This is a genomic window from Achromobacter sp. 18P8.1.1 (assembly GCF_057799415.1).
The window spans coordinates 1-25,042 of record NZ_JBYOKH010000076.1; the positions used below are offsets into that span (position 1 = coordinate 1).

Annotated in this window: 25 protein-coding genes; 17 read left to right on the plus strand and 8 right to left on the minus strand. The window is 66.1% G+C overall.

Annotated features, from left to right (window positions below):
* Positions 1-107: 107 nt before the first annotated feature.
* The 5 genes from AC27VE_RS29335 to AC27VE_RS29355 form a co-directional block, all read right to left on the minus strand.
* Positions 108-1,124 (minus strand): Bug family tripartite tricarboxylate transporter substrate binding protein, encoded by a 1,017-nt coding sequence (locus AC27VE_RS29335; RefSeq protein ID WP_424625594.1) that lies wholly within the window; start codon positions 1,122-1,124, stop codon positions 108-110.
* Positions 1,125-1,337: 213 nt separating this feature from the next.
* Positions 1,338-2,078: an amino acid ABC transporter ATP-binding protein gene (locus AC27VE_RS29340; RefSeq protein ID WP_169269714.1), complete on the minus strand. Its 741-nt coding sequence runs from the start codon at positions 2,076-2,078 to the stop codon at positions 1,338-1,340.
* A gap of 60 nt (positions 2,079-2,138) precedes the next feature.
* Positions 2,139-3,239: an amino acid ABC transporter permease gene (locus AC27VE_RS29345; RefSeq protein ID WP_485824458.1), complete on the minus strand. Its 1,101-nt coding sequence runs from the start codon at positions 3,237-3,239 to the stop codon at positions 2,139-2,141.
* A 1-nt stretch (position 3,240) separates the two neighbouring features.
* Positions 3,241-4,431 (minus strand): amino acid ABC transporter permease, encoded by a 1,191-nt coding sequence (locus AC27VE_RS29350; protein ID WP_088591051.1) that lies wholly within the window; start codon positions 4,429-4,431, stop codon positions 3,241-3,243.
* Between the two features lie 129 nt (positions 4,432-4,560).
* Complete coding sequence (locus AC27VE_RS29355) at positions 4,561-5,577, minus strand: amino acid ABC transporter substrate-binding protein (RefSeq protein ID WP_006222508.1); 1,017 nt, start codon at positions 5,575-5,577, stop codon at positions 4,561-4,563.
* Positions 5,578-5,902: 325 nt separating this feature from the next.
* Here AC27VE_RS29355 and AC27VE_RS29360 point away from each other — a divergent pair, with 325 nt between their 5' ends.
* The 3 genes from AC27VE_RS29360 (at position 5,903) to cheD (ending at position 8,728) form a co-directional block, all read left to right on the plus strand.
* A complete protein-coding gene (locus tag AC27VE_RS29360; protein ID WP_488705719.1) occupies positions 5,903-6,664 on the plus strand; it encodes a cell division ATP-binding protein FtsE in 762 nt (253 codons plus the stop codon).
* Positions 6,661-7,569, plus strand: coding sequence for a cell division protein FtsX (locus AC27VE_RS29365; RefSeq protein ID WP_088591053.1), 909 nt, complete (start codon positions 6,661-6,663; stop codon positions 7,567-7,569). The genes AC27VE_RS29360 and AC27VE_RS29365 overlap by 4 nt, the downstream gene beginning before the upstream one ends.
* A gap of 412 nt (positions 7,570-7,981) precedes the next feature.
* Complete coding sequence (gene cheD, locus AC27VE_RS29370; RefSeq protein WP_088591054.1) at positions 7,982-8,728, plus strand: chemoreceptor glutamine deamidase CheD; 747 nt, start codon at positions 7,982-7,984, stop codon at positions 8,726-8,728.
* Between the two features lie 13 nt (positions 8,729-8,741).
* Here the strand turns inward: cheD and AC27VE_RS29375 are convergent, their stop codons facing one another.
* A complete protein-coding gene (locus AC27VE_RS29375) occupies positions 8,742-9,698 on the minus strand; it encodes a GlxA family transcriptional regulator (RefSeq protein WP_488705720.1) in 957 nt (318 codons plus the stop codon).
* Positions 9,699-9,969: 271 nt separating this feature from the next.
* Here AC27VE_RS29375 and AC27VE_RS29380 point away from each other — a divergent pair, with 271 nt between their 5' ends.
* The 4 genes from AC27VE_RS29380 to AC27VE_RS29395 all read left to right on the plus strand — a co-directional run bounded on the left by AC27VE_RS29380 (position 9,970) and on the right by AC27VE_RS29395 (position 13,239).
* On the plus strand, positions 9,970-10,656 hold the full coding sequence (locus AC27VE_RS29380) for a M24 family metallopeptidase (protein ID WP_488705721.1): 687 nt from the start codon (positions 9,970-9,972) through the stop codon (positions 10,654-10,656).
* A 27-nt stretch (positions 10,657-10,683) separates the two neighbouring features.
* Positions 10,684-11,214: an RNA 2',3'-cyclic phosphodiesterase gene (gene thpR / locus AC27VE_RS29385; protein WP_006222514.1), complete on the plus strand. Its 531-nt coding sequence runs from the start codon at positions 10,684-10,686 to the stop codon at positions 11,212-11,214.
* Positions 11,215-11,259: 45 nt separating this feature from the next.
* On the plus strand, positions 11,260-11,820 hold the full coding sequence (locus AC27VE_RS29390) for a 5'-3'-deoxyribonucleotidase (protein WP_088591058.1): 561 nt from the start codon (positions 11,260-11,262) through the stop codon (positions 11,818-11,820).
* Positions 11,821-11,901: 81 nt separating this feature from the next.
* Positions 11,902-13,239, plus strand: coding sequence for an NAD(P)H-dependent oxidoreductase (locus AC27VE_RS29395; RefSeq protein ID WP_006222516.1), 1,338 nt, complete (start codon positions 11,902-11,904; stop codon positions 13,237-13,239).
* A 25-nt stretch (positions 13,240-13,264) separates the two neighbouring features.
* Here the strand turns inward: AC27VE_RS29395 and AC27VE_RS29400 are convergent, their stop codons facing one another.
* Entirely contained in the window at positions 13,265-14,011 is a 747-nt protein-coding gene (locus AC27VE_RS29400) for a FadR/GntR family transcriptional regulator (protein ID WP_006222517.1), read from the minus strand.
* 37 nt (positions 14,012-14,048) lie between these two features.
* Positions 14,049-14,786 (minus strand): SDR family NAD(P)-dependent oxidoreductase, encoded by a 738-nt coding sequence (locus AC27VE_RS29405; protein WP_006222518.1) that lies wholly within the window; start codon positions 14,784-14,786, stop codon positions 14,049-14,051.
* Between the two features lie 238 nt (positions 14,787-15,024).
* On the opposite strand from AC27VE_RS29405, the gene AC27VE_RS29410 reads away from it, so the two are divergent.
* From AC27VE_RS29410 to AC27VE_RS29455, 10 genes are all read left to right on the plus strand, one after another.
* On the plus strand, positions 15,025-15,837 hold the full coding sequence (locus AC27VE_RS29410; RefSeq protein WP_006222519.1) for a shikimate dehydrogenase family protein: 813 nt from the start codon (positions 15,025-15,027) through the stop codon (positions 15,835-15,837).
* A 40-nt stretch (positions 15,838-15,877) separates the two neighbouring features.
* Positions 15,878-17,113 (plus strand): branched-chain amino acid ABC transporter substrate-binding protein, encoded by a 1,236-nt coding sequence (locus AC27VE_RS29415; protein ID WP_088591061.1) that lies wholly within the window; start codon positions 15,878-15,880, stop codon positions 17,111-17,113.
* Between the two features lie 254 nt (positions 17,114-17,367).
* Positions 17,368-18,309: a branched-chain amino acid ABC transporter permease gene (locus AC27VE_RS29420; protein ID WP_006222522.1), complete on the plus strand. Its 942-nt coding sequence runs from the start codon at positions 17,368-17,370 to the stop codon at positions 18,307-18,309.
* On the plus strand, positions 18,306-19,574 hold the full coding sequence (locus AC27VE_RS29425; protein WP_488705722.1) for a branched-chain amino acid ABC transporter permease: 1,269 nt from the start codon (positions 18,306-18,308) through the stop codon (positions 19,572-19,574). The genes AC27VE_RS29420 and AC27VE_RS29425 overlap by 4 nt, the downstream gene beginning before the upstream one ends.
* The gene (locus AC27VE_RS29430) at positions 19,571-20,323 is read left to right on the plus strand and encodes an ABC transporter ATP-binding protein (RefSeq protein WP_006228129.1); all 753 of its coding nucleotides are present in this window, start codon (positions 19,571-19,573) and stop codon (positions 20,321-20,323) included. The genes AC27VE_RS29425 and AC27VE_RS29430 overlap by 4 nt, the downstream gene beginning before the upstream one ends.
* Positions 20,320-21,039, plus strand: coding sequence for an ABC transporter ATP-binding protein (locus AC27VE_RS29435; protein WP_424625524.1), 720 nt, complete (start codon positions 20,320-20,322; stop codon positions 21,037-21,039). Before AC27VE_RS29430 ends, AC27VE_RS29435 begins: the two co-directional genes overlap by 4 nt.
* Positions 21,040-21,075: 36 nt before the next feature.
* Positions 21,076-21,864 carry an SDR family NAD(P)-dependent oxidoreductase gene (locus tag AC27VE_RS29440; RefSeq protein ID WP_006228127.1) on the plus strand — a complete coding sequence of 263 codons (789 nt, stop codon included), beginning with the start codon at positions 21,076-21,078 and terminating at the stop codon, positions 21,862-21,864.
* Between the two features lie 37 nt (positions 21,865-21,901).
* Positions 21,902-24,085, plus strand: a complete 2,184-nt coding sequence (locus AC27VE_RS29445; protein ID WP_488705723.1) for an alpha-ketoacid dehydrogenase subunit alpha/beta — start codon at positions 21,902-21,904, stop codon at positions 24,083-24,085.
* Complete coding sequence (locus tag AC27VE_RS29450) at positions 24,082-24,570, plus strand: VOC family protein (protein ID WP_088591066.1); 489 nt, start codon at positions 24,082-24,084, stop codon at positions 24,568-24,570. Before AC27VE_RS29445 ends, AC27VE_RS29450 begins: the two co-directional genes overlap by 4 nt.
* A 10-nt stretch (positions 24,571-24,580) precedes the next feature.
* On the plus strand, positions 24,581-25,042 hold a 462-nt coding region (locus AC27VE_RS29455; RefSeq protein WP_488705724.1), incomplete at its 3' end, for a biotin/lipoyl-containing protein.

Sequence of the window (25,042 nt, forward strand, 5' to 3'; positions counted from 1 at the left end):
TCCGGAGCGAAGGCTCCGGACCGCAATCGTTGACCCGAGTCACCCCGGGCCGCCGACGCGACGGGCGTCTTAAAAACTCAACTCAACCCACCCATCAAAAAACAAAATCAATTCAAACTAGCCCCAGAAATCTTAACGATCTCCTGATACTTCGCCTTCTCGCCCTTAACGAATTCAGCAAACGCCTCAGACGTCATCGGCCCCGCCTCCGACCCCATGGTCAACAGACGCTGCTTCACATCCGGCTGCTGCATCGCTTCCGAATAAGCCTTGTTCAGCTTCGCCACCACAGGCGCCGGCGTGCCACCGGTCGTGAACACCCCGAACCAGGTGCCAAGGTCAAAGCCCTTGACCCCCGACTCCTCGACCGTCGGCACGTCCGCCAGCAACGACGAACGCTTCGCCGTCGTCACGGCCAAGGCCTTCACCTTGCCGTCCTTGATCAACGGCGCCGAGGCCGCCAGATTGTCGAACATGAAATCGGACTGGCCCGACAGCAGCGCCAACTGAGCCGGCGCCGCACCCTGGTAAGGAATGTGCTCGACATTGATGCCCGCGCGCGCCTTCAGCAGCTCGCCCGACAAATGGCCTGCACTGCCGTTGCCGCCCGAACCGTAGTTCAGCTTGCCCGGGTTCTTCTTCGCGTACTCGATCAGATCGGCCAGCGTCTTGATGTTGTTCTTCTGGGCGAACTCCACGTTCATCACCAGCACGTTCGGCACCGAGGCCACGATCGTGACCGGCGCGAAATCCTTCACCGGGTCGTACGGCAGATTGGCGAACAACCAGGGGTTGATCGCATGCGTGGCCACCGCACCCATCACCAGCGTGTAGCCGTCGGCCGGCGCCTTGGCCACCAGGTCGGCGCCAATGTTGCCGCCTGCGCCCGAGCGGTTTTCCACGATCACGGCCTGGCCGAGCGAACCGCGCACCTTTTCGGCCAGCATGCGGGCCATGGTGTCCAGCGGGCCGCCGGGCGGGTAAGGCACGACGAAGCGGATCGGCTTCGTCGGAAAATCAGTGGCTTGCGCCAGGGCGGGCGCCCCGAAAGGCAGGGTGGCGGCAAGCGCCACGGCGCCTTGCAGCAGTGCGCGGCGCATAGCGCGGCGGGGGGTTTTCGTCATCATGTTGTTCTCCTCACTCCGGATCGATAGCGGTCAGTAGCATACCGCAGGGAGCAGACTGACGTAACAAAGAGATACGCCTGAACTTCCCCCGAAGTTCCCGCGATTCCCTGAAATTCAGCCTTCACGCGAGGGCCGGCACCATGAAAAACACCCCAAGCGCCGGACCTGTGTCCAACGCTTGGGGTGCTTGAGAACGCGGGGTTCCGCCGATCAGTGCAAAATCTGGCTCAAGAAGAGCTTGGTCCGGTCGTTCTGCGGGTTGTCGAAGAACTCGTCGGGGCTGTTTTGCTCAATGATCTCGCCGCGGTCCATGAAGATCACACGGTTGGCGACCTTGCGCGCGAAGCCCATTTCGTGGGTCACGCAAATCATCGTCATGCCGCTTTCCTGGGCCAGGCTGACCATCACGTCCAGCACTTCCTTGACCATTTCCGGGTCAAGCGCCGACGTGGGCTCATCGAACAGCATGATCTTGGGATTCATGCACAGCGAACGCGCGATGGCCACCCGCTGCTGCTGGCCGCCCGACAACTGGCCGGGAAACTTCTTGGCCTGTTCCGGAATGCGCACGCGCTCCAGGTACTTCATGGCCGTCGCCTCGGCTTCCGAGCGCGGCTTCTTCAGCACCCACATGGGGCCCAGCGTCAGGTTTTCCAGCACCGTCAGATGCGGGAAAAGGTTGAAGTGCTGGAACACCATGCCCACGTCCTTGCGGATCGTCTCGATGTGCTTCAGATCATTGGTGAGCTCCGTGCCGTCCACGATGATGTGGCCTTTCTGGTGCTCTTCCAGACGGTTGATGCAGCGGATCATCGTGGACTTGCCCGACCCCGAGGGGCCGCACACCACGATGCGCTCGCCTTGCGCCACGTCCAGGTTGATGTTGCGCAACACGTGGAACTGGCCATACCACTTGTTCACGTCCTGCAAACGAATAATGGCATCGGACATGCCTGTACTCCCGTAAATATCGCTGTGCGCGCCCGCCTTGCGGCGGACGCGCGGCATTGGCTAGCGTTTGTGATCAGTCGCAAGACGTTTTTCAAGCGCCTGACTGTACTTGGACATGGAAAAGCAGAACACGAAGTAGATCAGCGAGATGAAGAGATACGCCTCTACGCCGAATCCGCGCCATGCCGCGTCGGACAAGGCCGCCTTGGCTGCCAGCGTCAGGTCGAAGATGCCGATGATCACCACCAGCGACGTGTCCTTGAACAGCGCGATGAAAATGCTGACCAGCGGCGGGATCACGATCTTCAGCGCCTGCGGCAGGATGATCTTGCGCATCTGCTGCCAGTAGTTCAGGCCCAGCGAATCCGCGCCTTCGTACTGTCCCTTGGGGATGGCCTGCAAGCCGCCGCGCACCGTTTCCGCGATGTAGGCCGCGGCGAACATGATGATGGCGATCTGCGCGCGCAACAGCTTGTCGATGGAAAAGCCTTCCGGCAGGAACAAGGGCAGCATCACCGACGACATGAACAGCAGGCTGATCAGCGGCACGCCGCGAATCAATTCGATGTACACGACGCACAGCGCCTTGATGGCCGGCATCTTCGAACGCCGGCCCAGGGCCAGCAGCACGCCGATGGGGAACGCGAAGGCGATGCCGAACGTGGACAAAATCAGCGTAAGCGGCAGGCCGCCCCAACGTGCGTTTTCCACATAGGTCAGGCCGAACACGCCGCCCCACATCAGGAGCGCCACGGCGGTCAGGCCCACGGTCCAGATGACGGCCAGCTTCCAGTTCCAGAAACGGCGGATGCCGCTGCAGACGATCACCGCCACCAGGATGATGGTGGCGATCAGCGGACGCCATTGCTCATCGAACGGATAGGTGCCGAACAGGATCAGCCGGTGCTTCTCGATGATGAACGCCCAGCAGGCGCCGCCCGAAGCACGGCATTCCTGAGCGTTCGTCGCGTTGAAGTTGGCTTTGATGAATGCCCATTCCACCAGTGCCGGCACCGCCATCAACAGGAACCACGCAAGCAGTACCGTGATGAGGATGTTCAGCGGCGACGAGAACAGGCGGGATTTGAGCCACGGCCACGCGCCCACGTGTGTGCTGGGCGGCGGCAGGCCTTCGCTGGGGGTATGCGTAGTGCTGCTCATCTCAACGCTCCACCAGCGCGATGCGCTTGTTGTACCAGTTCATGAATATCGAGATCGACAGGCTGACCGTGAGGTACGCGCCCATGATGATGAGGATGCCCTCGATCGCCTGGCCCGTCTGGTTCAGCGTGGTGTTGACCACCGACACGATGTCCGGATAGCCGATGGCGACCGCCAGCGAGCTGTTCTTCGTCAGGTTCAGGTATTGGCTGGTCATCGGGGGGATGATCACGCGCAGCGCCTGCGGCAGGATTACCAGGCGCAGCACCTGCTTTCTGCGCAGGCCCAGCGAACCGGCAGCTTCCCACTGGCCGTTGTTCACGGCCTGGATGCCCGAACGCACCACTTCGGCGATGAACGCCGACGTGTAGATCACCAGCCCCGCCAACAACGCGGCGAATTCCGGCGACAGCGTCAAGCCGCCCGAGAAGTTGAAGCCCTTCAATTCCGGCATGTCCAGCGTCAGCGACGCGCCGCTGACCAGCCAGCCGATGAACGGCAGTCCGATCAAGAGGCCGATGGCCCAGCGGCCCAGCGGGAACATGTGGCCCGTGGCCTCATGGCGCTTCTTGCCGTAATGGCCCAGGAAGATGATGGCCACGATGGCCAGGCCCAGCCCGGCCAGCATCCAGTCCAGCGAGTTGCCTTCCAGCCCGGGCACTTTCAGGCCCCGGTTGGAAATGAAGACGCCCGGCAGCGGGTTGTGCGCCTGGCGCGGGCCCGGCATGTTCTCGGTGATGAGCGCGTACCAGAAGAACAGCTGCAACAGCAGCGGCACGTTGCGCATCACCTCGACGTACACCGAGGTGATCTTGGCCACCAGCCAGTTCTTGGACAGGCGGCCGATGCCGATCAGAGTGCCGAGGATGGTTGCCAGCACGATGCCGATGACGGCAACGCGAAGGGTATTGAGCAGGCCCACCAGGATGGCGCGGCCGTAATCGTTTGCGGGGGTGTAGGCGATGGGCGTTTCGCCGATCGCGAACCCGGCTTCGCGGTTCAGGAACCCGAACCCCGTGGCGATGTTGCGCACGGACAGGTTGTGAAGCGTGTTCGAAACCAGGAACCACACGGCCCAGGCGACCGCTGCCAGCGCAAGCACCTGGTAGACCACGGAGCGCACGCCGGGGTCGTTCCAGTTCAGCCGCCGGCGGGGCGCCGAAATCGGGGCGTTTTTATTGGAAGTCGTCATGTTGAATCTACAGAAGTCGTACACCGGGTGGCAAAGCCGGCAAGGCCACGCCCCCCACTCCTGCCGCCCGCTCTATGGCGGGCTAGGCAAAACGGAGCCCGAGGCTCCGTTTTGCCAGGCAGCCGTGTGTTAGCGCACCGGCCAGCCGTACATCAAACCGCCCTGCTTGTACGACGCGTTCAGACCGCGTTCCAGCTTCATCGCGCTGTTCTTACCCAGCGTGCTTTCGAAGCTTTCACCGTAGTTGCCCACGTTCTTGATGATGTTGTAGGCCCACTTGTCATCCACGCCCAGGTTCTTGCCCATGCCCGGGGTCACGCCCAGGATGCGCTGGATGTTCGGGTTGGGACTCTTGGTCATTTCTTCGACGTTCGCCTTGGTGATGCCGTATTCCTCGGCTTCCAGCATGGCGTTCAGCGACCAGCGGACCACGTTGAACCATTGCTCGTCGCCCTGGCGGACCATGGGGCCCAGCGGCTCCTTGGAGAAATCTTCCGGCAGGATGATGAACTTGTCCGGGTTCTCGAGCGTGGTGCGCGTGGAAGCCAGCTGCGACTTGTCGGTCGTGAAGGCGTCGCAGCGGCCGGCCGAGAAGGCGCGGATGATTTCGTCGTACTTGTCGATCACGACAGGCTTGAATTCGATCTTCTGGCCACGGAACCAGTCAGCCAGGTTCAGTTCGGTGGTGGTGCCCGGCTGCACGCAGATGGTGGCGCCGTTCAGTTCCTTGGCGCTCTTGACGTTCAGGTCCTTGGAGACCATGACGCCTTGCGAGTCGTAGTAGTTCACGCCCACGCCGATCAGGCCCAGCGTCGTGTCACGCGTCAGCGTCACGGTGGTGTTGCGGGTCAGCACGTCGACTTCGCCGGACTGCAGCGCGGTGAAGCGTTGCTGCGTGTTCAGCGGAGTGAACTTGACCTTGGTGGCGTCGCCGAACATCGTGGAGGCGATGGCGCGGCACAGGTCCACGTCGATGCCCTTGTATTCACCCTTGCTGTCGGCGATCGAGAAACCCGGAATGCCCGTCGACACGCCGCATTGGACAAACCCTTTCTTTTTGACATTATCGAAGGTCGCGCCCGCATTGGCGGCCGCGGATGCAGCAAACAGTGCCGCGCCAATAGCAGCGAGTTTCAGTACTTTCATCGTGATCTCCGTGTGGGATAAATCGAGCCGTACGCGGGCCGGGTTGGGCCGACGCATGGGGCGGATGGTAGCGTCCGCGCAGCAGGCGGCGCATCCGGGAATTCCCTTGAAATATAGGGACACTGGCGAAATCAAACGTTGTTTTCGTACGAAAACGGGGACGTGTTTTAGCGCGTCGGATTTGTCCCAAGACGCATTCATTTCGTTCTGGCGAAAACGTGTCCGACTGGTCACATGGATACGCTTTTTCACAGCCTGCCCACCAAGAGGCTTAGGCCACCTTACTGTCCCCGAGTTACTATTGCGGCTTCATCTGACAGCCGCCATGATCGAATTCCAACACGTATTCAAATCATATGGTCGCGGCCGCAATATTCTGGCCGACATCAACTTCCGCGTCAGCGCGGGAGAATTCGTTTTCGTATCGGGGCCGTCCGGCGCCGGTAAGTCCACGCTGCTCAAGCTGATCGGCGGGCTGGAGCCCGCCAGCCGCGGATCCATCCAGGTCAACGGCCAGCGGCTGGACAAGCTGCCCGCGCGCGCCCGGCCGTATCTGCGCCGCGCCGTGGGCGTCATCCTGCAAGACACCCACCTGTTGTTCGATCGAAGCGCGTTCGAAAACGTGATGCTGCCGCTTGCCGTCCAGGGGCAGCCCTGGGATTCGGCCGCCGCGCGTGCCCGCGCCGCGCTCGACAAGGTGGGCCTGTCCGGCAAGGAAGATCTGAACCCCATCGAACTGTCTGGCGGCGAACAGCAACGCCTGGCGATCGCGCGGGCCATCGTGAACCGGCCGGCCATCCTGATCGCGGACGAACCCACCGCCAACCTTGACCACGACAACGCGCAACGCATCATGAACGTGTTCCGCGACTTCAACCGCGTCGGCGTGACGACGCTGATCGCCTCGCACGACCAGGACCTCATGGCGCGCTACGCCACCCGCACCTTGCGCATCGACCCGGGCAAGTTCGCCGATTCCGCTGGCACCGCGCCTCCGCCCGAGGCCGGGCAGGCCCAGGCCGCCTCGACCCGCACGGGCGGCGGCCGCGCCGAGCCCGGCTTTGGCCATCCGGGAGAGTCCGCATGAACGCCTGGTTGCGGCAACACCGCTACGCGCTGATGGTCACCCTGCGTCGCCTGGCCAAGCAGCCGTTCTCATCCCTGGCCAACCTGCTGGTCATGGCGCTGGCGCTGGCCCTGCCCTTGCTGGGCAGCGCCATCCTGGTGTCGGTCCAGCCCGTGGCGCGCGAGATGTCCGTGACGCCCGAAGTCACCGTGTTCATGCGCGTCGACGCCCCGGCCGGCGCCGCCGCCGACGTGGCCAAGCGCATCAAGGACGAGTATTCGCAAGACGTGCGCGCCGCGCGTGTCGTGGGGCGCGACGCCGCGCTGGCCGACCTGCGCGCCAACCCCGCCTGGCAGCAGGCGCTGGCCGTGCTGCCGGGCAATCCCCTGCCGGACGCCGTGGTCGTGACGCTGGCCGATGGCGACAATCTGGCCGGGCGCGCGGACAAGCTCGCGGGCGCCTGGAAGCAATGGAACCACGTGGACCTGGTGCAGCTCGATAGCGCCTGGGTGCAGCGGTTGGAAGCCATCTTGCGGTTTGCCCGCATCGGCCTTGGCTTCCTGGCCGCCTGCGTGGCGGTCGTGGTGCTGGCCACCGTGTTCAACACGGTGCGCATGCAGGCGCTCTCCCAGCGCGAGGAAATCGGCGTGGCCCGCCTGGTCGGCGCCACCGAATCGTTCGTGCGCCGGCCATTCCTGTATCTGGGCGCGCTGTCGGGCGCCGTGGCCTCGCTGCTGGCCATCGGGGTTGCCGCCATCGCGCTGTCTCCGCTGAACGACGCCCTGCTGGGGCTGGCCCGCAGCTACGGCGCCGAATTCGCCCTTCACCTGCCCGGTACCTCGGTGCTGATCACCGCCGTGGTGGCCTCGGCCGCCCTGGGCGCGCTGTCGGCCCGCTGGTCGGTCACGCGCAGTACGCGCTTCTGACGCTGCCGCGTTGCGGCCCGGTTCCCGATGGCCCGCGCCTTGGGAACCGGCGCAGGCCGCCGCCACTGAAAACCCCCGCCTAAAGCCACGTATGAAGCCCGATCCTCCCCGTGATCCGGGGAAAGGCGTGCTATCCGCCCGGGTACGATGATTGCAAGCCGTCCGGGTGAGCGGCCGCTGGCGCCTGCGGGCGCTGGGCCTACAGGCTGTCCACCCTGCAAAAAAGGAAACCGCGAGAAAGAGCGTTAAAAATCAGGGACGTATCGCACCGTCGCCGTTACAAGCATTTCCCCCGTTGTAAGCTGGGATATGCAAGAATAAAGCGACATTTTTTTACACTTTTTGAAACATTCATTGTTTTACCGAGCGCCGTCCTTCGTGTCCCAATCGCTGTTCTTGCCCCTTAAGTCCCATGGTCGCCCGTCTTGAAGCCCGTGCAACGCGCCACTATTTCGATAGCGCGTTCCAGTGTCAGGCGGTGAAAGTACTCCCCAACGAGTACTACGTCACCGACGAAGACCTGATGATCTCGACCGTACTCGGGTCGTGTGTCGCCGCCTGCATCCACGATCCGGTCACCGGCGTGGGCGGCATGAACCATTTCATGTTGCCGGAAGGCGACATGCAGTCGCCTGCCTCGGCCACGATGCGCTATGGCGCCTTCGCGATGGAAGTGCTGATCAACGAACTGCTGAAGGCGGGCGCCGTGCGCGACCGCCTGGAAGCCAAGGTGTTCGGCGGCGGCGCGGTGCTGAGCGCCATGCAGCAGATGAACATCGGCGAACGCAACGGCGAATTCGTCCTGAACTACCTGAAGACCGAAGGCATCCCGGTCAAGGCGCAGGACCTGGGCGACGTGCACGCCCGCCGCATCAACTACTTCCCGCGCGACGGCCGGGTGATGGTGCGCAAGATGGCCCCGCACCATCAACGCGCCGAAGAGATCATCGCCAAGCGCGAGCAGGCCGCCGCCCAGAGCGTGCAGGCCAAGACGCAAAGCCCGCCGCGCGTCGAGCGCTTCACCCGACCCGGAGTGGAACGTTTCGACAAGCCCGCGCGCCCTGGCGTAGAGCGCTTCGACCGCCCGGCCCGCCCTGGCGTCGAACGCTTCGACACCGCGCTGAGCCGGCTGCGCAAATCGGAAACCACCGACACCTGAGGCGCGCGCCGCCTTAGAACCCGAAACTTGCGCGGTACTGGCTGGGCGACACGCCCAACCGCCGCGTGAACACTTCGCGCAGATGGCGCGCATCGCGAAAGCCGCATTCGTAGGCCACGGTCTTCAGCGGCCGCGCCTCGCGCTCCAGGCGCGCCCGCGCCGCATCCACCCGCACGCGTTCGACGAACTCGGCCGGCGTCACCCCCGCATCGCGCAGGAAGACCCGCGAAAAGTTGCGGCGGCTCATGTTGGCCACGGCCGCCAACGCATCCAGCCCAAGGTCCGCGTCCAGGTGGCCCAGCACGTGCTGCTGCACCTGCGCCACGGCCGACGTCTCTTCCACGAACGGCGTCAGGAACGGGCTGAACTGCGATTGCCCGCCCGCGCGCTGCGTGAACACCACCAGCCGCTTGGCCACATTCAGGGCGACATCCTGCCCGACGTCCTGCGCCAGCAGATACAGCGCCAGGTCGATGCCCGCCGTCACGCCCGCCGACGTATGCAGGCGCCCGTCCTGCACGTATAGCCGGTCCGCCTCGACCCGCAGCGCGGGGTAGCGCGCCGCCAGGGCCGGCGCATCGTTCCAATGCGTGGTGACGGTGGCGTCCTGCAGCAGGCCGGCGCGCGCCAACAGGAAGGTGCCGTTGCAGATGGAGCCATAGCGCGGCGCACGCAGACACATCGCGCGCAGCCAGGCCAGGGCATCATCGGGTTCGCGCTGCCCGGGCAAGGCCGGCCCGCCCGCCACCAACAGCAGGTCTGGGGGATCGGCCACGTCCGCGTAGTGGGGCGGCGGCCGCAGCGCCATGCCGTTGGAACAGGGCACCGTGCCGCGCGTCAGCCCGATCAGTTCCAGCTGGTAATGCTGGGCGGGCAACAGGAAGCGGTTGGCTTCGGCGAACACGTCCAGCGGTCCGCTGACATCCAGCGACTGCACGCCGGGAAAGACGACGATAGCGACGGTTTTCATGGGAAATCGTTAGCAGGCGGAACGGCGGTGGACGCACAAAACGCTACCTTAGCCGACCGCCACGGCCGCGGCATGGCCCCGCGCACCAGCCTGGCCTGAAAACGCGGCATCGCGGCCGGAAACCACCCCTGCGTGCCCCGTTGGCCGCCCACCGCACCAAGCTGGCGCGATTCCGTCCACGCCGGCCCTGCCCCATTGCCCGCCCGGCCGGCAAGATTGCCCTGTCCGGCCCGGCATGCCGCCGCGCCCACCACCCCCAAAGGATCCCGCCATGACGATGCCCCCGTCCCTAGCCAGCGAACGCGTCGGCCCCGCCTTTTCCGTGGACGGCATGCTGGCCGCCCGCAACAAGACCCGCCAGGCCATCGCCGATGTTGCGGCGCGCATCCGGCCCGGCATGGTCGAAGAAGACGCCGTGCAACTGGCCCGGCAAACGCTGATCGACGCCGGCATGGCGCTCAGTTGGCACCCGACGCGCGTGCGCTTCGGCGCCAACACCATGAAGGCCATGCGCCAGGCTTCCGAACCCGGCGTGGTGCTGGGCGAGCACGACATCTTCTTCCTGGACATCGCGCCACGCCTGGACGCCTGGGAAGGCGACGGCGGCAAGTCGTTCACCGTGGGCGGCAATGCCGACCAGGCGCGCTGCGCCCGCGACGCCGAAGCCCTGTTCCACGACGTGCGCGGCGTGTGGCGCCGCGACGGGCTGACCGGGCAGGAGCTCTACGCCTACGCCGACCGCCAGGCGCGCGCGCTGGGATGGGAGCTGAACTTCGACCTGCCGGGCCACCGCGTGTCCGATTTCCCGCACGCCGCGATCCACACCGGTTCGCTGGCGGACCTGGCCACCTCGCCGGCGGAGATGCGCTGGATCCTGGAGATCCACTTGCGCGATCCGGCCGGTCGCTTCGGCGCGTTCTTCGAAGACATGTTGCTGGGCGACGAGCACTACGCGTAGGGCGCAGGCCGCGCCTACAATCGGCGCATGTCCACCGTCCGTCTCTTCTTCGCCCTGTGGCCGTCGCCCCCGCTTGCCGCGTCGCTGGCCGGCTGGGCGGAACAGGCCCGCCTGGCCTGCGGCGGCCGCGTCATGCGCACCGAGACGCTGCATCTGACCCTGGCCTTCCTGGGGCCGGTGGAGGCGCAGCTGGCAGACACGCTGGCCTGCGCCACGCCCGACCACCGGCTGGCCCCGGGCGAGGTGGCGCTGGACCACTACGGCGTGTTCAACCGCCAACGCATCCTGTGGGCCGGCCCGCGCGATACGCCCGCCGGCTTGCAGGCGGCGCATGACGGGCTGTGGCAATGGCTGGCCGGATTCGGCCTGGCGGCCCCGCCCCAGCCCTTCCGCCCGCACGTGACCTTGCTGCGCAACATCGAACGCGGGCAGCCCCCTGACGCGACGCCGGCGCCGCTGTCCTGGCGCTATGACCGCATGGTGCTGGTGGCCTCGGAATCCCTGTCGGGCGGCAGCCGCTACCGCGTCATCGCGCAGTCGCGCCCCGGTGGAGGGTAGCGCGGCTCTGGCACAATCAGGCGGTTGCAACGACCTGGGATCACCATGATCATCCTGCTGGACCAAGACGGCGTGCTGGCGGATTTCGAACACGCGTTCATCGACGCCTGGCGCGCCCGCCACCCGGACATCGCCCCCGTCGCGTTCGAAGACCGGAAATCCTTCTACATCCGTGAGGACTACGCCCCGGAACTGCGCGGCATGGCCGAGGCCATCTACACCGCCCCGGGGTTCATCCGCAACCTGCCGCCCGTGCCCGGCGCGCTGGACGCCGTGCGCGAACTGCTTGCATTGGGCATGGACGTGCGGATCTGCACGTCGCCGCTGTCGCAGTTCGAAAACTGCGTGGCCGAAAAGTACCTGTGGGTGGAAAAGCACCTGGGCCGCGAGGCCACCAACCGGCTGATCCTGACCAAGGACAAGACGCTGGTGCAGGGCCATTTGCTGATCGACGACAAGCCCTTGATCGAAGGCGCAGTCAAGCCGCGCTGGAAACACATTCTGTTCGACGCCCCCTACAACCGGCAGGTCACCGATCGCGCCCGCATCACCTGGGCTAACTGGCGCAACGTGCTGGCGGGCGAGCTCTATACGGCAGACGAATGAGTCCGCGCGGGTCCTGTTCAGCGGTCATGATTTAGGGCTATTCTGTGTTGGCTGTACCCCCACCCCGGAGGAGCCCGCACCATGAATCTGCACCGCCTGCTCAAGCAGCGAGAAGCCGACCACAAGCCTTTGCGAGTTGCATTGCTGGGCGCCGGAAAGTTCGGCGCAATGTTCATGAGCCAGGCGCCCCGCACTCCCGGGATGCGGCTGGTCGCGGTGGCCGATCTGGCGCCCGCCCGCGCCCGCGCCGCGCTGACCCGCGTGGGCTGGCCCGCCAGCGCACTGAACGCCGCCAGCACCAATGACGCGCTGAAGAACGGCAAGGTCTTTTTCAGCGACGACCCCTACGCCATCATCGCCAGCCCCGACGTCGACATCGTCATCGACGCCACCGGCCAGGCCGCAGCCGGCATCGGCCACGTGCTGGCCTGCTGCGAACACGGCAAAGACATCATCATGGTCAACGTCGAAGCCGACGCGTTGGCCGGCCCGTTGCTGGCGCGCCGCGCGCGCGAGGCGGGCATCGTGTATTCGCTGGCCTACGGCGACCAGCCGGCCCTGATCTGCGAAATGGTGGACTGGGCGCGCGCCGCCGGCTTTGAGGTGATGGCGGCGGGCAAAGGTACCAAGTACCTGCCGGAATTCCATACGTCCACGCCGGATACCGTCTGGCCCTACTACGGCTTCACCGCTGAAATGGTGGCCGCGGGCGACTTCAACGCACAGATGTTCAACAGCTTCCTGGACGGCACCAAGAGCGCCATCGAAATGGCGGCGGTGTCCAACGCCACGGGCCTGCTGCCGTCGCCCTCGGGCCTGCATTTCCCGCCTTGCGGCGTCGACGATCTGGCCCGCGTGCTGCGTCCGCGCGAAGACGGCGGCATTCTGCACCATCGCGGGCAGGTGGAAGTGATCTCGTCGCTGGAACGCGACGGCCGGCCGGTGTTTCGCGACTTGCGCTGGGGCGTCTACGTGACCTTGGCCGCCGACAGCGACTACGTGCGGCGCTGCTTCCAGGAATACGGGCTGGTCACCGATCCCAGCGGCAACTTCACCGCCATGTACAAGCCCTATCACCTGATCGGGCTGGAGCTGGGCATCAGCGTGGCCAGCGTCGGGCTGCGGCGCGAGCCCACGGGCGCGCCCGCCGGCTGGCACGGCGACGTGGTGGCCACTGCCAAGCGCGATCTGCAAGCCGGCCAGTTGCTGGACGGCGAAGGCGGCTATACGGTGTACGGCCGGCTGATGCCCGCGCCGGACTCGGTGGAAGAAGGCTATCTGCCGCTGGGCCTGTCGCACCAGGTCAAGCTGAAGAACCCGGTGCGCCAGTCGCAGGCGATACGCTGGCGCGACGTGGAGTACGACGACCGCTCCACCGCCGTGCAGTTCCGCCGCGAAATGGAACAGACCTTCGCCTGAGCCCACGCGGACGCACCGCCGCCGGCTAGACCGGCGCGGGGCGTTCGGCCTGGAAGAGGCGCAGCCGGTCTGCGGCGTTGCGCAGATGCTGTTCGGCGGCTTGGCCGGCAGCGTCCGGATCCGCCCCTTCGATTGCCGCGAAAATGGCCTGGTGCTCGCTTTGCACGGCGGCCATGCGTTCGGCGTACCTGCGCGCCGTGTTGTTGCGCGCACTGCGGATCACGCGGCGCACGTTGGCTTCCAGGTAGTCGTTCAACGCGACCAGATGCGGGTTGTGCGTGGCCTGCACGATGGCCTGATGGAACTGGTAGTCCTCTTCGTCGCCCAGCTTGTCGTTGATCAGCGCGTATTCCATGCCCACCAGCGCCTGGCGGATCTTCTTCAGGTCTTGCTCGGTGCGACGCTGCGCCGCGTAGCGCGCGGCGGTGACTTCGATGGACAGCATCAGTTCCAGGATGTGTTCCAGGTCCTGGCTGTCGCCCGGCGTGGGCGCGGCAATGCGAAACGCGTTGCGCTGGAAGTTCGGATCGACGAACACGCCGCTGCCTTGCTGCGACGTGATCAGCCCTTCCGACTTCAAGCGGGCCAGCGCTTCGCGCACGACCGCGCGGCTGACGGAATAGGTTTCGGTCAGCTGTTTTTCGGTCGGCAGGCGATCGCCGGGGGCAAGCACGCCCTGGCGTATCTGCTCGGCCAGCGCGTCGCCCAAGGCCGCGGAAAGCGAACTCTTGGGCGCAGCGCGCGGCGGGTCCTGTTCTTGGGTAGGCTGCATGGAAAATCGTTGGATCGTGATGGCGGCGTCCTGAACTTTAAGCGATATAGATGCCGCCGTTGACCTGCATGACTTCGCCGGTCACGAAGCCCGCCAGCGGCGAACACAGGAACGCGATCGATCCGGCGATTTCCTCGGCCGTGCCGAAGCGGCGCAACGGCGTGCTTTCCAGCAACTGCGCGCCCTTCTGGCCGATCAGGTCATGCGTCATGGACGTGGCGATGATGCCGGGGGCCACCGCATTCACGCGAATCTGCGGCGCCAGTTCCAGCGCCAGGCTGCGCGTGAAGCTCTGCACGGCGCCCTTGGACGCCGAATAGGCGGCGTGGGCGTAGCTGCCGCGCTGGGCAGCCAAGGACGTCAGCAGCACGATCGACCCGTTGTGGCGCAGGTGGCGCTGGGCCGCTCGGCACACGTAGAACGTGCCGTCCAGGTTAACGCGCATCAACGTGCGCCAGGCCTCGTCGCTGGTGTCTTTCACAAGTTGTTCCGGGTAGATGCCGGCGCAATGGACCAGGTGGTCCAGCCCGCCGAAATGCTTGGCCGCCGACTCGAACACGCGTTCGCAGTCGTGCGACACGGACACATCCAGCGCGTGGGTGTAGACCCGCTGGCCGCTGGGATCCAGCTCGGCCGCGATCGCCTCCAGGCGCGCGTTGTCGATGTCGGTCAGCACCAGCCGGGCGCCGTGGGCGGCCATCAGCCGCGCGGTCGCCAGACCAATGCCATTGCCTGCGCCGGTGATGACGGCCACCTGTCCTTCGAACGAAATCATCCTGTCTCCAAAGCTCTCTATGGGCGGGCCCGTGGCCTCTCAAGCGCCAGCGGCTTCTTGGATTGAACTCCTGAATCCGCTGCTTGACACGAGAAAAACGCATGCCCTATGATTTATCGGACAACTTAATAAAGTTGCCTGACAACTTATTCCGAAAGCGTAAATCAAGTCGCGCTTTCAGGCAAGAAGGGTCAGAAAAACACGGCCGCAGGCCGCATGACAGGCAGGGGACAACCAGGTGGAAATCACCGGCAGCACTACCGTATTCGCGATCGCGGCGGACCCGATCGCGCACGTCAAGACGCCCCAGCGGCTCAATGCCTTGCTGCGCGAACGCGCGGTCGACGCCGTCATGGTGCCCTTCCACGTGTCCGCCGACGCGCTGCCCGGCCTGTTCACCGGCCTGCGCGGCCTGGCCAACCTGGGCGGCATCGTGGTCACGGTGCCCCACAAGGAACATGCCGCCACCCTGTGCGACGCCCTGACCCCGGCAGCCCAGCTGATCGGCGCGGTCAATGCCGTGCGCCTGCAAGACGGCGTGCTGACCGGCGGCAACTTCGACGGCCTGGGCTTTGTGGCCGGTTTGCGCAGCCAGGGGCATGACCCCGCCGGCCGCCACGTCTACCTGGCCGGTCTGGGCGGCGCCGGCAAGGCCATCGCCTGTGCCCTGGCCGACGCCGGCCCCGCCAGCCTGCGCCTGTACAACCGGTCCGCCGACAAGGCGCGCGCCTTCGCCGCCCACCTGGCCCGTCAGTACCCCGACCTGGACATCCGCGTGGCGGATTCCGCGCCCGAACCCTGCGACATCGCCATCAACGCGACCTCGCTGGGCCTGCAAGACACCGATCCCCTGCCCTTCCCCCTGGACGCCCTGGCCCCCGGCACCGTCGTGGCCGACGCCGTGATGAGCCGCGTCGACACCCCCTTGCTGCGAGCCGCCGCCGCGCAAGGCTGCCGCACCCATCCGGGCCTGTACATGCTGGAAGGACAACTCACCGAAATTGCCCGCTTTCTGGGCGTAGAAGAGCCGCAGCAAAGCGCGCTTGCTTGATTCACGGACTCACCACTCCCGTCCCACGGAGGAGACACGCATGAAATTGGCTTTCACCACCGGCCTGCTGTGCCTGGCCGGCATTGCCGCATCGGCGCACGCCGCACCCGTCAAGATCGGTCTGATCGAAACGCTGTCGGGCCCGCAGGCCTCGACCGGCCTGATGTTCCGCGCCGCGGTCAAGTACGAACTGGACCGCATCAACGCCGCCGGCGGCTGGAACGGCCAGCCGCTGGAACTGGTCGAATTCGACAACCAGGGCGGCCCAGTGGGCGCGTCCGACCGCTTCCGCGCCGCCGCTGCCGAAGGCGTGCAGGTCCTGGTGCAGGGCTCGTCGTCCGCGATCTCGGGCCAGCTGACCGAAGACGTGCGCAAGCACAACCTTCGCAACCCGGGCAAGGAAGTCGTCTTCCTGAACGTGGGCGGCGAGGCGCTGGAACTGACGGGCCAGAAATGCCATTTCTACCACTTCCGCTTCACCACCAACGCCGACCTGCGCGTGAAGTCGCTGGCCTCGGTGATGTCGGCCGACGGCACGCTGGGCAAACGCGTGTACGCCATCAACCAGAACTATTCCTGGGGCCAGGACATGGAAGGCGCCACCGAGCGCTTCGCCAAGCAGTACGGCTATGAAGTGGTGGGCAAGACGCTGCATGAAGTCAACAAGATCCAGGACTTCGCGCCCTACGTCGCGCGCATCCGCTCGGCCACGCCCGACACCGTCATCACGGGCAACTGGTCCAACGACCTGCTGTTGCTGATGAAGGCCACGCAGGCCGCCGGCCTGAAGGTGCGCTTTGCCACCGTGTTCCTGGACCAGGTGGGCAACCTGGCCAACGCGGGCGAAGTCGCGCTGGGCCACTACATCGCGCACCCGTACAACATCGAAGCCGCGGGCGACGAAGGCGCCAAGTTCGCCGAAGACTACAAGGCCAAGACCGGCCATTACCCCAGCTATACGGAACCGCAAACCGTCATCGGCGTGCGCTTCCTGGGCGAAGCGCTCAAGCAGGTGCCGCCGCAGGACGGCAAGCTGTCCGTGCCGGCGCTGGCGAAGGCGTTGGAAAAGGTCACCTACACCTCGTCGCTGGGCACCTACACCATGCGCGCTGAAGACCACCAGGTGCAACTGCCGATGGTCGTGTCCAAGGTGAGCAAGAGCGCCAAGTACAAGGCCGACGGCACCGACATGGGCTTCGAGCCGGTGAAGGTGCTGGCAGCGGCGGACGTGTCGGCGCCGGTGCAGGCAACGTGCAAGATGCAACGGCCAGACTGATGGGTTGCGCGCGCTGGACGGCAGCGCGCGCGGCGTGATTGTCGCGCGCTCCACCCATCCTACGGATGCGTACCCCGCTTCGTAGGATGGGTGGAGCGCGGCAGGTCCCCAAAAGCGAACGCCAGCATCGAACGCGCGCAACCCATCATCGCCACCGCAAAAAACAAGCGCACTCCCGGCGCGGGCCGGAAAAACAACGTGCGCAATCGCTCGCAGGACGCCTCGCGTCTTAGCGCAAGAATTATGGAGCGGACATGGAATTCTTTACCGTCTCGCTGTTGAACGGCGTGATTTACGGCCTGCTGCTATTCATGGTGTCGGCAGGCCTGACTTTGATTTTCGGAATGATGGGCGTGCTGAACTTCGCGCACGCCTCGTTCTACATGATCGGCGCATATGCCGCCTACACGCTCACGCCGGTCACGGGGTTCTGGACGGCGCTGGTGCTGGCCACGATCATCGCGGGCGTGCTGGGCATGGGCGTCGAACGCTTCTTCCTGCGCCGCGTCCACAAGTTCGGCCACGCGCAGGAACTGCTGGTGACGTTCGGCCTGGCGTTCATCGTGGCCGAGCTGATCAAGCTGTTCTACGGCGACTTCCCCGTGGACTACCGCGTGCCGCAGTTCCTGAACTTCGCGGCCTTCCGCGTGTTCGACGCGGACTACCCCTTCTACCGCCTGTTGATGGGCGGCGTGTCGCTGGCGATGTTCGCCGTGATCTACCTGCTGCTGTCGCGCACTCGTGTGGGCATCGTGGTGCGTTCGGCCATCTACCGTCCACGCATGGCCGAAGCGCTGGGCCACAACGTGCCGCTCGTCTTCATGAGCGTGTTCGGCGTGGGCGCGGCGATGGCCGGCCTGGCGGGCGCCGTGGCTGGCGCCTTCTACACCACCAATCCCAACATGGCGCTGGAACTGGGCGTGCTGGTGTTCGTGGTGGTGGTCGTGGGCGGCCTGGGTTCGCTTGAAGGCGCGATGATCGCGTCGCTGCTGATCGGCCTGATCAGCTCGTTTTCGGTGGGCATCGACGCCAGCCTGGCTTCCTTGTTCGGCCTGTTCGGCGCGGGCGAGTGGGCCGAAAGCGTGGGCGGCCTGATGACCGTGAAGATATCCAGCCTGGCGGCCACCTTGCCCTTCCTGCTGATGCTGGTCGTGCTGCTGGTCAAGCCGTCCGGCCTGAAAGGAGAACAGGCATGAGCCAAACCCGTAACGTCTCGGGCGCCCTGCTGTTGATCGTCTGCGTGGGCGTGCTGTGCGCGCTGCCCTGGCTGCTGCCCCCGGGGCAGCTCGTGGCCGCGGTGCAGATGCTGATCGCCGCGCTCTTCGCTTGCGCCTTCAACCTGCTAGCGGGCCAGGGCGGCATGCTGTCCTTCGGCCATGCCGCGTACTTCGGCGTCGGCACGTTCGCCACCATCCACGCCATGAATGCGCTGGGCGGCGCGGGCCTCTTGCCCACGCCGCTGATGCCGCTGGCGGGCGGCGTGGCCGGCCTGCTGTTCGGTCTCGTTGCCGGCTGGTTCGCCACCATGCGTTCCGGCGTGTACTTTTCGATGATCACGCTGGCCTTGGCGGAATTGCTGCACGCGCTGGCGCCGCACCTGAAAGGCGTGTTCGGCGGCGAAGCCGGCGTGTCGGCCATGCGCATGCCGGCCTGGGGCTTCACCTTCGGTTCCGACATCGAGGTGTACTTCCTGGTGCTGGCCTGGGTGCTGATTTCGCTGGCGGCCTTGTACGGCCTGACCCGTACGCCGCTAGGCCGGCTAACGCTGGGCCTGCGCGAAAACGCCAATCGGTTGCGCTACCTGGGCTACCGCCCGCATGCGTTGAAGACGATGGTGTTTGCGCTGTCGGCCATGTTCGCCGGCATCGCGGGCGGCCTGCAGGCCTTGAACATCGAAGCCGGCAACTACGTGCTGTTCGAGGTCAAGCTGTCCACCGACGCGGTGCTGTTCGCCTACATCGGCGGCGTCAACGCCTTCCTGGGCCCTGTGCTGGGCGCTTCCATCCTGACCTTCCTGTCGCAGACGCTGGCCGACATCACGCGGTCGTGGCTGTTGTACCAGGGTGTCCTGTTCGTACTGGTCATGCTGTTCGTGCCGGACGGCCTGGTGGGCCTGGTGCAGCGCGCGGCCAAGTCGCTGCGCGAGCGCGGGTTGGCCAACTGGCTGCCGCGCGCCGCGTTGTCGGTGGCCGCCGGCCTGCTCCTGACCGCCGCCACCGTGTTCTCGGTCGAGATGCTGCAACGCATATTCGCCCGCGATTACCGCGCACTGCTGGCGATGAACCCGGAGGCCGGCTGGCCCGCCATTGCCCTCTTCGGCCAGGAATGGGCGCCGCTGGCGCTGTCCACCTGGCTGATCCCGCTGGCGCTATCTGCCGTGGGCCTGGCAGCCTGCCGCTGGGCGCTGGCCCTGTGGCGCGACGACGGCGACGCCGCCCCTGTGCTGGAGCCCGCAAAATGACCCACGACATCCTGACCCTGACTGACGTGCGCAAGTCCTTTGGCGAAGCGCAGATCATCCGCGGCGTGAACCTGGCGATCGAAGCCGGCGAACGGCACGCGGTCATCGGCCCCAACGGCGCCGGCAAGTCCACCTTGTTCCACCTGATGTCGGGCTCGTTCGCGCCGACCTCGGGCGACATCAGCCTGCGTTCGCGTTCCATTGGCGGCCTGGCGCCTGAAGCCATCAACCGGCTGGGGCTGGCGCGCTCGTTCCAGATCACGAACGTATTCCCACGCCTGTCGGTTCGGGAAAACCTGCGCCTGGCCGTGCTGCGTATGCACGGGCTGGTCTACAACTTCTGGCGCCCCATCGCGCGCAACCGCGCCGTCAATGAAGACGTGGACCGCCTGCTGGAGAAAGTGCGCCTGACCGCCAAGCAGGACACGGCCGCGGGCGACTTGAACTACTCCGAGCAGCGCTCGCTGGAAATCGGCATGACGCTTGCCTCGCGCCCCAAGGTCATCCTGCTGGACGAGCCGATGGCCGGCATGTCGCAGCACGAAGTCGACTACACGGTCGAACTCATCAAGGAAGTGACGCGCGATTGCACCCTGCTGATCGTCGAACACGACATGCAGGTGGTGTTCTCGCTGGCCGACCGCATCAGCGTGTTGGTGTACGGCGAAATCCTGGCCACGGGCACGCCCGCGGACATCCGCGGCGATGCCCGCGTGCGCGAAGCCTACCTGGGAGAGGAAACGGTATGACGACGCAATCCCCCCTGCTCAGCCTGCAAGGCGTGCACGCGCACTACGGCAAGAGCCACATCCTGCACGGCATCGACCTGTCCATCGGGCGCGGCGAAGTCGTCAGCCTGTTGGGCCGCAACGGCGCAGGCCGCTCCACCACCATGAAAAGCATCATGGGCCTGGTGGACGTGACCGGCGGGCGCATCGCCATCGAAGGACGCGACATCACCAACAAGCGCCCCTTCGAGATCGCGCGCGCCGGCCTGGGCTTCGTGCCCGAAGAACGCGAGGTCTTCGCCAACCTGACCGTGGACGAGAACCTGCGCATGGGCGAACAGCCCAAGCGCGACGACGCGCCCTACTGGACGGTCGCGCAGATGTTCGACTACTTCCCGCGCTTGAAGGAGCGCAGCAATACCCGCGCCGGCAACCTGTCTGGCGGCGAACAGCAGATGCTGACCATGTGCCGATCGCTGTTGGGCAACCCAAAGGTCATGCTGATCGACGAGCCCACCGAAGGGCTGGCCCCGAAGATCGTGGAAGTGATTGCGGACGTGATCCGCGACATCCATAAACGCGGCGTCTCGGTGGTGCTGGTGGAGCAGAAGCTGACCATCGCGCTGAAGGTGTCGACCCGCGTCAGCGTCATGGGCCACGGCCGCATCGTATTCGAAGGACCGCCCGCGCAGTTGCATGAGCGCCAGGACGTTGTGCAGGAATGGCTGGCCGTCTGACGCGCCGTCACGCAAACCCCCTTACAGGCAAATACCTTGGACAACCCTACTGAAGTCATCCATAGCGACCTGCGCGGCCAGACCGTCGTGATCACCGGCGGCGCCAAAGGCATCGGCTTTTCCACGGCGCAGGCTTTCGTGCGCCAAGGCGCGCGCGTCGCGCTGCTGGACATGGACGCCGCCGCCCTGGACGCCGCCGTGGCCGAGCTGACATCCGACGGCGGCGAAGCCATCGCGGTGCAGGCTTCCGTCACCGACGCCGACGCCGTCGAACGCGCCTTCGCCCGGGTGGAACAGGCCTGGGGCCGCATCGACGTGCTGGTCAACAACGCCGGCATCTCGGCCAACAAGCCCACGCTGGAAGTGACCGTGGACGAATGGCGCCGCGCGGTCGACATCAACCTGACCGGCGTCTTCCTGTGCGCGCAGGCCGCCGGCCGCCGCATGGTGCCGGCAGGCTCGGGCAGCATCATCAACCTGGCCTCGATGTATGGCGTGGTGGCCGCGCCCGACCGCGCCGCCTACTGCGCGACCAAAGGCGCCGTGGTGCTGCTGACCGAAACGCTGGCGGTGGAATGGGGCCCGATGGGCGTGCGCGTCAATGCGCTGGCGCCCGGCTATGTCGAGACCGATCTGGTGCGAGACCTGGCTGCACGCGGCCGACTGGACCCCGAGCGCCTGAAACAGCGCACCCCGCTGCGCCGCATGGCGCAGCCGGCCGAAATGGCCGACCTGGCGGTCTTCCTGGCGTCGCGCCAGGCCGCCTATATCACCGGACACACCCTGGTGGCCGACGGCGGCTGGAGCCGCTACAGCTACCTCTAACCGCACCGACGCTTAAAAACATTCTGGAGATTCACTCATGGCCACCTACCAACCGCTTGAGCCCCAAGCGCCCTGGCGGCAACTGACGGTCGAGGCAAAGGATTGGCAGCAGGCGGACCCCGCCCTGCTGGGCACCATGCTCACCCAGTTGCACTGGATTCGCGCCTTTGAAGAGGCCGTGCTGGACCTGGCCGCCGAAGGCCTGGTGCACGGCCCCGCGCACTCGTCCGTGGGCCAGGAAGGCGGCGCCGTCGGTTCGGTGCTGGCCTTGGGCGCCGGCGACCAGATCAACGGGTCGCACCGCGGCCACCACCAGTTCCTGGCCAAGGCGCTGCAGCACGTCGCCCCGCTGGGCCTGGACCCGCGCAACCCGCTCACCCCCGCCATCGACGAAGTCCTGCAAAAGACGCTGGCCGAGATCATGGGCCTGGCCCAGGGCTATTGCCGCGGCCGTGGGGGCAGCATGCACTTGCGCTGGCTGGAAGCGGGCGCGCTCGGCACCAACGCCATCGTGGGCGGCGGCGTGCCGCTGGCCGCCGGCGCCGGCTGGGCGCACAAGCACGCCGGCACCGACCGCGTGGCGGTGACCTACTTCGGCGACGGCGCGGTGAACATCGGGTCCGTGCTGGAAACGATGAACCTGACCGCCGCGTGGAAGACGCCGCTGTGCTTCTTCATCGAGAACAACCGCTACGCCGTGTCGACCACGGTGGAAGAATCCACCGCCGAACCGCGCCTGTCGGCCCGCGGCCTGGCGTTCAACATCCCGTCGTGGAAGGTGGATGGCATGGATCCGCTGGCCGTGCACCTGGCCATGTCGGAAGCGGTGGCGCACATGCGCGCCGGCAACGGCCCGACCATCGTGGAAGTGGACGTGTACCGCTTCTTCCACCAGAACGGTCCCTTCCCCGGCAGCGCCTTCGGTTACCGCACGAAGGACGAAGAGGCGCAATGGCGCCGCCGCGATCCGCTGGACCAGATCGCTTCCGAGATGATCGGACGTGCGCTGATCACGCAAGCGGAAGTGGACGCGCTGCGCCAGCGCTGCAAGGACGTCATGAAAGACGTCTGCGGCCGCCTGACCGAAGCCGCCGAAGGCGGCAAGCGCCGCGTGCGCGCCGACCTGTGGCCCAGCCCCGACTTCCGCGACGTGGGCCTGCGCAGCGATGGCGCCGAATTGGCCGGCCTGCGCTACGAGGACGTGGCTGATTACACCGGCGACAAAGTCGAGCGCAAGTTCGTCGATGCCGTCGCCGACGTGCTGGACCGCCGCATGGAAACCGATGGCGGCGTGGTCGTGCTGGGCGAAGACGTGCACCGCCTGAAGGGCGGCACCAACGGTGCGACTCGCGGCCTGAAGGACAAGTACCCCGACCGCGTGCTGGGCACCCCGATTTCCGAGAATGCCTTCGCCGGCCTGGGCGGCGGTTTGGCAATGGACGGCCGCTACAAGCCCGTCGTCGAATTCATGTACCCCGATTTCATGTGGGTCGCGGCCGACCAGATCTTCAACCAGATCGGCAAGGCCCGCCACATGTTCGGCGGCGACATCGACGTGCCCTTCGTGCTGCGCACCAAGGTCGCGATGGGCACGGGCTACGGCTCGCAGCACTCGATGGACCCGGCCGGCATCTTCGCCACCGCGCCCGGTTGGCGCATCGTGGCCCCGTCCACGCCCTTCGAGTACGTGGGCTTGATGAACACCGCGCTGGCCTCCAAGGACCCCGTGCTGGTCATCGAACACGTGGACCTGTATGCCTCGTCGGGCGAAGTGCCCGCCGGCGACCTGGACTACGCCATCCCGTTTGGCAAGGCCCGCGTTCGCCGTGCCGGCAGCAAGGTCACCATCCTGACCTACCTGTCGATGGTCAGCCGTGCGCTCAAGGCCGCTGAAGAAGCCGGCGTGGACGCCGAAGTGATCGACTTGCGCACGCTGGACCGCGCCAGCCTGGACTGGGACACCATCGGCGCCAGCATCCAGAAGACCAACAACGTGCTGATCGTGGAGCAAGGCGCGCGTGGCACGTCCTACGGCGCCATGCTGTCTGATGAGATCCAGCGCCGTTACTTCGATTGGCTGGACCAGCCGATCAAGCGTGTGACCGGCGGCGAAGCGTCGCCCAGCATCTCGAAGGTGCTGGAACGCGCGGCGTTCGCCGACACCGAGGAAGTGCTGGGCGGCCTGGCCGACGTGCTGGCCGACCTGGGAGAACAGGCATGAGCGCCCTGCAAATGACCGTGCCGATGGAAGTCGGCATCTGCTGCAAGGATCTGGACGCGCTGCTGGCGTTCTACACGGACGTGGTCGGCCTGACGCTCGTCAACCGCGTGAGCGTGCCCGCCGACAAGGCGCGCGCCACGGGATTGACGGTGCACGGCTACGACGTGGCGCGCCTGCAGACGTCCTACGGCGAACGCATCAAGCTGCTGCAGCCCAGCGTGGCGCCCGAATCCGCCGTGCGCGGCGCGGCGATCCTGGACCGCCAGGGCGCCACCTACCTGACCTTCATCGTGCGCGATCTGGCGGGCGTGGTGCGCAACCTGGAATCCAAGGGCGTCGTGTTCGACAGCGCGCCCGCGCCCATGGAAGTGCGCCCCGGCACCTGGCTGGCGTTCTTCCGCGACCCGGAAGGCAATGTGCTGGAACTGGTCGAATACGACGACCCCGCCGCCTACCGGCCCGATCTGGCCGCCGCCGCAAACTAGGACGAACATCGTGGCACACCTTATCAAGCTCCCATCCGTTGCCGCCGACACGTCGGGCGGCAACCTGCACCAGTGGTTAAAGAAAGAAGGCGACAAGGTCGCCGTCGGCGATGCACTGGCGGAAATCGAAACCGAAAAGGCCATCGTCGAAATCAACGCCGAACATGCCGGCGTGCTGGGCCGCATCGTGGTCCAGGCCGGCGCCGCGTCGGTGCCCATCAACACCGTGATCGGCGTGCTGCTGGCCGACGGCGATGACGCCTCCGCAATCGACCGCGCGCTGGCGGAACATGGCGGGGCGGCTACGGCCGCGCCGGCCCCCGCTGCCGAACCCGCGGCAGCGACCGCTTCGAAGGTTGCCGCTACACCGCCTGCTGCAGCGCCGGCTGCCGCAGGATCGCCTGCCGCAGGATCGCCTGCCGCATCCTCTTCCGCCGCCGTGCCGGGCGGGCGGCTGTTCGCCAGTCCGCTG